The sequence below is a fragment of the Vreelandella aquamarina genome (genome assembly GCF_900110265.1).
Taxonomy (GTDB): domain Bacteria; phylum Pseudomonadota; class Gammaproteobacteria; order Pseudomonadales; family Halomonadaceae; genus Vreelandella; species Vreelandella aquamarina.
Genome location: NZ_FODB01000085.1, coordinates 1 through 8,399 on the forward strand (window position 1 = coordinate 1; position 8,399 = coordinate 8,399).

At 57.3% G+C, this 8,399-nt stretch carries 9 protein-coding genes; 2 read left to right on the forward strand and 7 right to left on the reverse strand.

What is annotated here, in order from left to right:
* Both BMY49_RS16270 and BMY49_RS16275 read left to right on the forward strand, forming a co-directional pair.
* Positions 1 to 946, forward strand: a 946-nt coding sequence (locus BMY49_RS16270; protein ID WP_089676060.1) for a reverse transcriptase domain-containing protein, incomplete at its 5' end; no start/stop codon positions are given.
* A gap of 178 nt (positions 947 to 1,124) precedes the next feature.
* Positions 1,125 to 2,750: a diguanylate cyclase domain-containing protein gene (locus BMY49_RS16275; protein ID WP_089676061.1), complete on the forward strand. Its 1,626-nt coding sequence runs from the start codon at positions 1,125 to 1,127 to the stop codon at positions 2,748 to 2,750.
* On the opposite strand, the gene BMY49_RS16280 is transcribed toward BMY49_RS16275, so the two are convergent.
* The 7 genes from BMY49_RS16280 to BMY49_RS17330 form a co-directional block, all read right to left on the reverse strand.
* Positions 2,728 to 3,552, reverse strand: a complete 825-nt coding sequence (locus BMY49_RS16280) for a TraX family protein (protein WP_089676062.1) — start codon at positions 3,550 to 3,552, stop codon at positions 2,728 to 2,730. The two genes, BMY49_RS16275 and BMY49_RS16280, sit on opposite strands and share 23 nt — an antisense overlap.
* Positions 3,553 to 3,973: 421 nt before the next feature.
* The gene (locus tag BMY49_RS16285; RefSeq protein WP_054641062.1) at positions 3,974 to 4,744 is read right to left on the reverse strand and encodes a transporter substrate-binding domain-containing protein; all 771 of its coding nucleotides are present in this window, start codon (positions 4,742 to 4,744) and stop codon (positions 3,974 to 3,976) included.
* A gap of 134 nt (positions 4,745 to 4,878) precedes the next feature.
* Positions 4,879 to 5,610: an ABC transporter permease gene (locus BMY49_RS16290; protein ID WP_074210298.1), complete on the reverse strand. Its 732-nt coding sequence runs from the start codon at positions 5,608 to 5,610 to the stop codon at positions 4,879 to 4,881.
* Between the two features lies 1 nt (position 5,611).
* Positions 5,612 to 6,313, reverse strand: a complete 702-nt coding sequence (locus BMY49_RS16295) for an ABC transporter permease (RefSeq protein ID WP_089676063.1) — start codon at positions 6,311 to 6,313, stop codon at positions 5,612 to 5,614.
* A 19-nt stretch (positions 6,314 to 6,332) separates the two neighbouring features.
* The gene (locus BMY49_RS16300) at positions 6,333 to 7,103 is read right to left on the reverse strand and encodes an ABC transporter ATP-binding protein (protein ID WP_089676064.1); all 771 of its coding nucleotides are present in this window, start codon (positions 7,101 to 7,103) and stop codon (positions 6,333 to 6,335) included.
* A gap of 243 nt (positions 7,104 to 7,346) precedes the next feature.
* Positions 7,347 to 8,168, reverse strand: coding sequence for a succinylglutamate desuccinylase (locus tag BMY49_RS16305; protein ID WP_244154995.1), 822 nt, complete (start codon positions 8,166 to 8,168; stop codon positions 7,347 to 7,349).
* A 115-nt stretch (positions 8,169 to 8,283) separates the two neighbouring features.
* The coding region (locus BMY49_RS17330; protein WP_143058155.1) for a transposase at positions 8,284 to 8,399 on the reverse strand (116 nt) is incomplete at its 5' end.

Below are 8,399 nucleotides of genomic sequence, written 5' to 3' on the forward strand. Positions count from 1 at the left end.
TTACGGCTACCGCCCCAAGCGGAGCGCCAAGCAGGCCGTCTCGGCCATGAAGGCCCACGTCACCGCCGGTCACCGCTGGGTGGTCGATCTTGACCTGGAAGCCTTCTTCGACCGAGTGAATCACGACCTGCTGATGGCACGGGTCGCGCGGCGCGTTGACGACAAGCGTGTACTGCGTCTGATCCGTCGCTATCTGGAGGCGGGTATGTTCCAGCATGGCTTGCCCACGCCGAGGCGGCGGGGGACACCCCAAGGCGGGCCCCTCAGCCCGCTACTGGCGAACATCCTGCTGGACGACATGGACAAGGCGTTGGAACGCCGAGGCCACCGCTTCTGCCGCTACGCCGACGATGTACAAATCTATGTACGGAGCCGACGAGCAGGCGAGCGGGTCATGGGCAGCTTGAGTGAGTATCTCGAGAGCTCACTTCGGCTGACGGTCAATCGCCGTAAAAGTGCGGTGGATCGGCCATGGCTACGCGGATATCTGAGCTACAGCCTCACTCGGCACAAGCAGTCGAAACTGACGCTCGCCAAGACAAGCCTGACACGCATGATGCAGCGTGTCCGTGAGATCCTGAAACGTGGCAGGGGGCGTAACATCCAACGGGTAATCAAAGGGTTGAGGCCAGTCCTACGAGGATGGGCTAACTACTTCAATCTTGTTGATGTGAAACGCCCCTTGGAAGCACTGGATCAATGGATACGGCGGCGCTTACGCGGCCTGATCTGGCGACAATGGAAGCGCCGAGCGACCCGGCGGCGGAAACTCCGAGGCCTAGGTCTGGACGCGTACCGTGCTTGGAAATCGGCGGGTAATGGGCGAGGGCCCTGGTGGAACGCCGGAGCCTCGCACATGAATCAGGCCCTACCTAGAAAGTGGTTTTATGATCAGGGCCTGATATCGATACTGGATACGGTAAGATGGCTTAAACGTTCTGCATGAACCGCCGTGGTACGGAACCGTATGCCCGGTGGTGTGAGAGGACGGGGGAGGTGACTCCCCTTCCTACTCGATTCTGATGGTGACTACTTTTGTGACTTAAACGTGCTAAAACAGATGTATTAAACAAAGCCTAACCAATAAGATTGGCGTTAAGCCGACTGAAGAACAGGGAGTTTGTATGTCGCCCCCCACACCCCTCGCCGCCACGGCGATGGCCTCCGGGCTGCGCAGTGGTTATCAGCGTGACCATCACATCACCATGCAGCGTTTGCGTGGCGAAAAAGTGCGCCTGCTTTACGACAACCTTTGGCAGCCAGTGCTGAGCAGCGTGCTGGCGGGTGGGCTGCTGGTAGCGGCCATGTGGCCGGTGGTGGATGCCGCGCTACTGCTGGGGTGGTTTACGGTGCTGGTGGCGATTTCAGGATTGAGATTACTGCTAGCCCAGCGGTTTAAGCGCCTGCCTGCGCTACAGCAGCAGCGCCAGCGCTGGCTGCGTTGGTTTGCCATCGGTGCCATTGCATCAGGGTGCGTGTGGGGGACTTCGGGTGTGCTGCTGTTTAGCCACGACCACCCCGGCCAAATTGCCGCGCTCTCGATTGTGCTGGCCGGTATTGCTGCGGGGGGCGTGACCACGCTCTCTTCGGTGTGGTGGATTGCCATTGGCTTTGTATTGCCCATTCTACTGCCCCTGAAGTTTCAATTTCTGCTACAGGGCTCGTCCCTCTCCATTTTGATTGGTCTGATGTTGGTGCTGTTTTTAGGCTTAATTATGGCGACCAGCCGCCGCTTTAGCCGCACCATTCACGACAATATCGCCCTGCGGGTGAGCATGGCCGCCCGGGAGGCGCAGCTGCGCGAAAGCGAAAACCGCTATCGCTCTATTTTTCAGCACTCGCCGTTAGGCGTGCTGCACTTCGATGAGCAGGGGCAGATTACCGACTGTAACAGCAAACTGCTGGCTATCCTGAGCGTGGAGCGCTCAAAGTTACTCGGCTACCGCATGCTGGACCGCTCTGCCGACCGAAAGGTGGCTCAGGCGGTTAGGGATGCGCTGGAAAAAGGCACGGGCTATTACGAAGGCACTTACCAACTGCCCAACGCCAGTGTGGGCACGCCTTTGCGAGCGTTCTTCAACGGGGTACATAGCGCCAGCAACCAGATGGTGGGCGGTGTGGCGATTATTGAGGATTTCACCGAACGAAAGCGCAACGAGGCGATTATCTACCGCCAGGCTTACTACGATGCGCTAACTGATTTGCCCAACCGCCGGCTGTTTATCGAGCGTTTAGAGGCGCTGTGTAATGGGCAGAACAGCGACCAGCGCGGTGGTTTGGTGATGTTTATGGATATGGACCGCTTCAAGCTGATTAACGACACCCTAGGCCATGCCGCAGGGGATGACTTGTTGGTGCAGGTCGCGCGCCGCTTGGAGTCGTGTTTGCAGGCGGATGATATGGCCGCCCGTTTAAGCGGCGATGAGTTTGTGCTGCTGGCGCTATTTGATGTCACCGACCCTGAGGCGCTCAACGCCGTGGCGGCGCGTTACATGGATGCGGTGCAGAGCGCGTTGTCCGGCAAGTACCGTTTAGAGAGCCGCTGGGTAGAGGTGACACCTAGCATGGGCTACACCTGTTTTGATGCCACGGCCTGCGACCATGCCGATGTGCTTAAACAGGCAGATACGGCGATGTATCAGGCAAAGACCGAAGGACGGGCGCGGCTGCGCCGCTACCAGCCCTGGATGCGTGAAGAAGTGAACAAGCGTGTGGCGGAACAGGCGCCTAACCTGCCAATTGACCGCTAAGCAGTAGCCACAGGGCAATCAAGGCAAAGTGCCCTGGGTACCAGGCAAACCAAAGGCGGCGCGGCATTTCCAGCGCCACCGGCGGCACTCGCTGGGCAGCACCGGCAGCCAGCATCAGCACGATCACGCAGGTGGCGACGGTGAACGATTTAGCCATGTCGGAGGCGTTCATTTGCCCGGCAATCCAGAGCACAGGAAATGCCGCTAGCCCCGCCCAAAGGCGCGATTTCAACGCATTTCGGGTTTCGCTGAGCGCCTGCATGGCAAACATAAACAGCGGAATCAGCAGCAGGCCGTTATGGCCATACTCCACCCAAAATCCCAGTAGATACCACACCGTAACGCCGACGGCAGCGCCTAACATGAGCCAACCAAATCCTAACGTTTGCCGTTGATAGTGCTGCCAGCCTTGCCGTACCAGCGCTCCTAGTGCCAACCCGCTGGCCAACGTAAAACAGACGTTCAAAATGAACGCATCCGAGGCGCGTGGCATCAGCATATAGGGCACTTGCGCGGCGAGGCCGATAATCAAAATCCGCCGTGAGTAGCGCAGTGGGTTGCGGGTATTAAACAGGCCGTGCCACGCCACCATGGCGGCAAACAGCGGAAACGCAATGCGCCCAATGGATGAACCCGCCCAACCTAAATCCCAGTCTCCCGGCAGCACGTAGCGGGTCAGGTGGTCCACAGTCATGGTGAACAGCGCCAGCCACTGTCCCCAGGCCGTCCAGTGGGAAGAGGGGCGAAACACCTCTGCGGCGCTTGCCTGTGGCGTTGCGTGAGCCGCCGTCGATTCAGCCATGATACCTCCTTGTATGTGGTTAAGTGATAGTAAAGACCCGGTTTGGCGGAGCAAGTTCGCTGGAGTGACGGGGCCTGGCAGGCGCTGAAAATCGGTTTACCCAGCGCCCAAACGTGGTCAATGGCCCAGCGGCCTTCGCTGAGCACAATAAAATCCGCATCCACGCCGATGAACTCAGGAATGTAGAGAATATCGCTGGCTACCGAACCGGTCAGCGTAACGAGGGGAAGTTGGCACGGGCGTGCCAAAAGGCGGGGTGGGCTATTCGTAGAATCATTCGCTCAGGTAGAAACGGGCGATATTGCCACGGGTACCTGGGCGAAGCGCGTGCAGCGCGGGGGATAAGAGGAGGCGTGAGGGCATGATGGCGTCTCGCTTGCGTGCCTCCCCAAGCGGGGAGGCAATCTTAGGCAGTTAGCGCTTACTCTTCGCCGAAGTAACGGGCGTAGATTTCATCGTAAGTGCCGTCTTCCTGAAGCTCAGCCAGAGCTTCGTTGAACTGTTCGGCCAGAGCTTCATCACGCTGACGGAAGGCGATACCGAAACCCTCACCGAAGTACTCTTTAGGCTCGCTAATGCGTTCACCCACCACGACGTACTCGGCTTCTTCGCTGTCTAGCAGCGTGGACTGGCCGATCGGGAAGTCGAGGAAGACGATATCTAGACGCTGTGCTTCCATGTCCAGCACCATGTCGTCGGCGGTGGAATAGCGGCTGATGTCGGCAACGCTGCTGAAGTTATCAGTAACGTAGTTATCCTGCAGTGTACCGCGCTGAACGCCAATGGTTTTACCCGCAAGGGTCTCTTCGTTGGCTTCGCTGATATCCAGGCTGCTGGGGGCAAACCAGGCAGATGGCATGGTGATGTAGGGGTCAGAGAACAGCACCTGCTGGCGACGTTCGTCGTTGATGGTCATGGAAGACATGATTGCATCGTAGTTGCGTGACATCAGGCCTGGAATAATGCCGTCCCACTCCTGCTCGACCCACTCACAGGTAACACCGATACGCTCGCATAGGGCGTTGCCCAGGTCGATGTCGAAGCCGGTCAGTTCACCTTCAGCGGTGCGGTATTCCATGGGCTCGTAGGGAACGTCGACGCCGATACGCACGTTGTCGTAATCGCGCGCGTGAGCAGAAGATGCTGCAGCGACGGCCAAGCCCAGCAGAGAAACAGTCAGTAGTTTTTTCATTTTTAGACTCCAAAAGAAGCAGGTTCACCCAAGGTGATCCCCCTTAACGTACCCCAGGTTGAGGTCGGCGAAAAGGGGGAGTCTGCATTTGAACCAACGTTTGTTTTACGCTGGACGTGTTGGATTTATTGTAGCTAGGAATTTTGTGGCCGCAGGTGGGCCAGTAATTTTTTCTCTAGGAAGCGGAAAAAATACAAAATCGCAAAGGTTAAACAGAGATAGATGGCCGCGACAAACAGGAAGGCATCAAACGGCGCATAAAAGCGGGCATACACAAAGCGTGCCGCGCCGGTGAGATCCATTAGCGTCACCACGCTAGCAATCGCGCTGGCGTGCAGCATGAAGATGACTTCATTGCCGTAAGCGGGCAGCGCACGACGAAAGGCGCTGGGCAGAATAATCCGCCGCATCATTAGGTTTTGCGACATACCATAGGCGCGCGCTGCTTCGATCTCGCCTTTAGACGTGGCTTTGATCGCCCCACGGAAGATCTCGGTGGTGTAGGCCGCCGTATTGAGCGTAAAGGCGATAAGCGCCGGGTAGAAGGCTTCTTTTAGCACTGGCCACAGGAAGGTTTCCTGGATACCGTCGATGAACACAACGCCGTAGTAGATGATGTAGAGCTGGATCAGTAGCGGCGTGCCGCGAAATACGTAGGTATAGAGGTAGACCGGCAGGCTGATCCACTTATGCTTGGAACTACGCATAATGGCCAGCGGCACCGCAAGAATTAACCCCGCCACCAGCGAGAGAAAGACCAGCTGTGTGGTGGTGACTAACCCTTCCCAATAGTAGCCCAGGGTGGTGGGCGTAAAGATCAGGTTGTCCGCCAGCAGGTCGTTGAACCATGCAGAAATATCTAGCATATCACTGCCCCCCAAAGCCGATGTCGTAACGTTTTTGTAGCCGTGCAAAAATCCACTCGGAGACACTGGCAATCAGCAGGTAGGCCACCGCCACGGGGATCAAAAACACAAAGGGCTCGTGGGTGGCGCGGGAGGCTTCGGCGGCAACGCGCACCATATCGGTTAGGCCAATCACCGACACTAGCGCGGTGGTTTTGAGCAGTACCATCCAGTTGTTGGAGAGGCCGGGCAGGGCGTGGCGCATCATCTGGGGGAAGCGAATGCGCCGAAAGACCAGCGCGTTGCTCATGCCGTAGGCTTTGCCTGCTTCAATCTGGCCGTTATCCACCGCCATAAAGGCGCCGCGGAAGGTTTCGCCCATATAGGCCCCGAAGATAAAGCCAATGGTGATCACGCCTGCGGTAAAGGCATTGAAATTGATATAGATATCGATTTCGTAGTTGTAGTACAGCAGGTCACTGATGGCATTGACGCCGATCTGGCCGCCAAAGAACAGCAGCATCATTAGCACTAAGTCCGGCACCCCACGAATCACCGTGGTATAGACGGTGGCGGTGCGGCGCAACAGCCAGTTACGTGACATCTTGGCGCTGGCAGTAAGTAGCCCAAGGATAATCGCCAGAATCAGCGACAGAACGGCCAGTTGAACGGTAACCCCCGCCCCTTCGATCAGGCGGGGGCCGTAACCTTGCAAATCGAGCATGGTGTGGGTGCCTCGAGGATCAGTATTTGGGAGCCAGGAACTGCTTCAGGCGTGGTGACTGTGGGTTACCGAGTACATCGTCGGGAGCCCCTTGTTCCTCTACCAAACCTTGGTGCAGGTAAATTACCTTGCTGGAAACGTCGCGGGCAAAGCTCATTTCGTGGGTGACCACGACCATGGTGCGTCCCTCATCGGCCAAGTCACGCATGACTTTCAGCACGTCGCCCACTAGCTCCGGGTCGAGCGCTGAGGTCGGCTCGTCAAACAGCATCACTTCAGGGTCCATGGCCAGCGCCCGGGCAATGGCGCCGCGCTGCTGCTGGCCGCCGGACATTTGTGCCGGGTAGGCGTTGGCGCGAGCGCTAAGCCCTACGCGGTCCAGCAGTGCGTGGGCGTGCTCAATGGCCTCTTTTTTCGGCTTACCGAGCACGTGGATCGGCGCTTCGATGATGTTCTCCAGCAGCGTCATGTGCGCCCACAGGTTAAAGCTCTGGAACACCATGGAGAGCTTGGCGCGCATTTGAACCACCTGTTTCCAGTCGGCGGGTTCGCGGCCGTGCTTGGTGGTTTTAAAACGGATTTGCTCGCCGTGAACGTACAGTTCGCCGTCGTCCGGCTGTTCCAGCAGGTTCATGCAGCGCAAGAAGGTGCTTTTGCCTGACCCTGAGGCACCAATGAGGGTGATGACGTCACCTTTTTGGGCTTCCAGAGAGAGGCCTTTGAGGACTTCTGTATCGCCAAAGCGCTTTTTAATATTGCGCACTTCAAGGGGAGTAGGCGTAGCGGCCATAACTTAGGCTCCAGTACAGGGTTGCCGCAGCAGCAACAAATGAATTCGTCGTGCGTGTGTGCGGCTGGCGCGAAAAAAGGGGCGATTCTATCAGGACTGCGCCAAATGCGCGTACTTTATCAGGGCGATATTGGCCTTGGTACGTAGCGATGTGTCCTGACGGCCCCTTCATGTTGTTGTTATAAAAAAAGACGTCGTTATGAAAAGTACGTTTTCATCGTCAGACAGTAGCGCAAGTGTCCGTCAGGTAATGGCATGACTGGGTACCACCAACAGTGCCGCACGAGCGCCTATGTCGACGTGGGCATTGGGGAACACCACATGTAATGGTGTCTTCTCCACGATGAAATCACCCGCTACCCCATCTTTGGCGAGGCAGGTGCCGGGCTCGAAACGGCTGAAATTGGGCACGTCATCGTCGAAGCAGAGTGTAAAGTCCTCCGCTTGGCGCATCAGCTCGTGCTGTACTTTAAAAAAGGCCATGGTTTCGGCGGTTTTTTTCGGCGGCTCGTAACCTGCGCTGAGCGAGCTGAGCAACGTTAGCATCGGTGCCAGCGCCGCCATGTCGTTCTCGCCAAACGGCGCGACGCGGCCAAGCTCGAAGGTAAACGCCTGTGCGTGGTGATAGTGTTTGCTGTAGTGGGAGAAGGTCCAACTATGCTGATGTTGATGCAGCACTGCCTGCATATCGGCAGCGGCCAACCACTGCCACTGTTCAGCGTCTGTGGCAGTTTCTGCATAGGGCTCTACCACAAAGCGGGTGTATAAGCTGCCACGGATCGCGGTATGCAGGTCGTAATGTAGCTTAGGCAGCGCATGATGACGATTGAAAAACGTATCGACCGCTTCCATTAGCTCTCGAGCTCGGTCTGGTTCGCTGCCCTTTGCGTCCAGCTCGCGCTTGAATAGCCGGTTAAGATTGGTGGTGATAAAGCGCTTCTGTTCTTTTAAGGCGGGAATGTTGCCTAAAATGACTAATATCGGCGCACCTAATTGCAGGGAGCTGGCTTCTAGCAGTCTGTCGGACTTGAGGTTAATGGATGAGCTGAGGCGTGGGTTCTTCACCCCCCCCTGTGTTGGTGTTGGTGTTGGTGCTGTTGTGTGGCTCTTAACCTGCCCCTCAGCTTCTGCAAGGCGGTTCTGACGCCTTGCCTGCTGGCCGGTTGGGCGCGGCGAGCCCTCAGCCCGCCGTCAACCGGTGCATCCGCTTGATATTCCACGCCATGGTGGCCAATCGCCACTCGCCGCTGACCTTATCCAGTCCGCGTAGCGAGAACTGCCGGAACCCCATCACGT

Bases quoted from the DNA above. Each gene is read 5' to 3' on its own strand.
- BMY49_RS16275 (WP_089676061.1), top strand. From the start codon at position 1,125: ATGTCGCCCCCCACACCCCTCGCCGCCACGGCGATGGCCTCCGGGCTG.
- BMY49_RS16285 (WP_054641062.1), bottom strand. From the start codon at position 4,744: ATGAAAAAACTACTGACTGTTTCTCTGCTGGGCTTGGCCGTCGCTGCA.
- BMY49_RS16300 (WP_089676064.1), bottom strand. From the start codon at position 7,103: ATGGCCGCTACGCCTACTCCCCTTGAAGTGCGCAATATTAAAAAGCGC.
- BMY49_RS16295 (WP_089676063.1), bottom strand. From the start codon at position 6,313: ATGCTCGATTTGCAAGGTTACGGCCCCCGCCTGATCGAAGGGGCGGGG.
- BMY49_RS16280 (WP_089676062.1), bottom strand. From the start codon at position 3,552: ATGGCTGAATCGACGGCGGCTCACGCAACGCCACAGGCAAGCGCCGCA.
- BMY49_RS16290 (WP_074210298.1), bottom strand. From the start codon at position 5,610: ATGCTAGATATTTCTGCATGGTTCAACGACCTGCTGGCGGACAACCTG.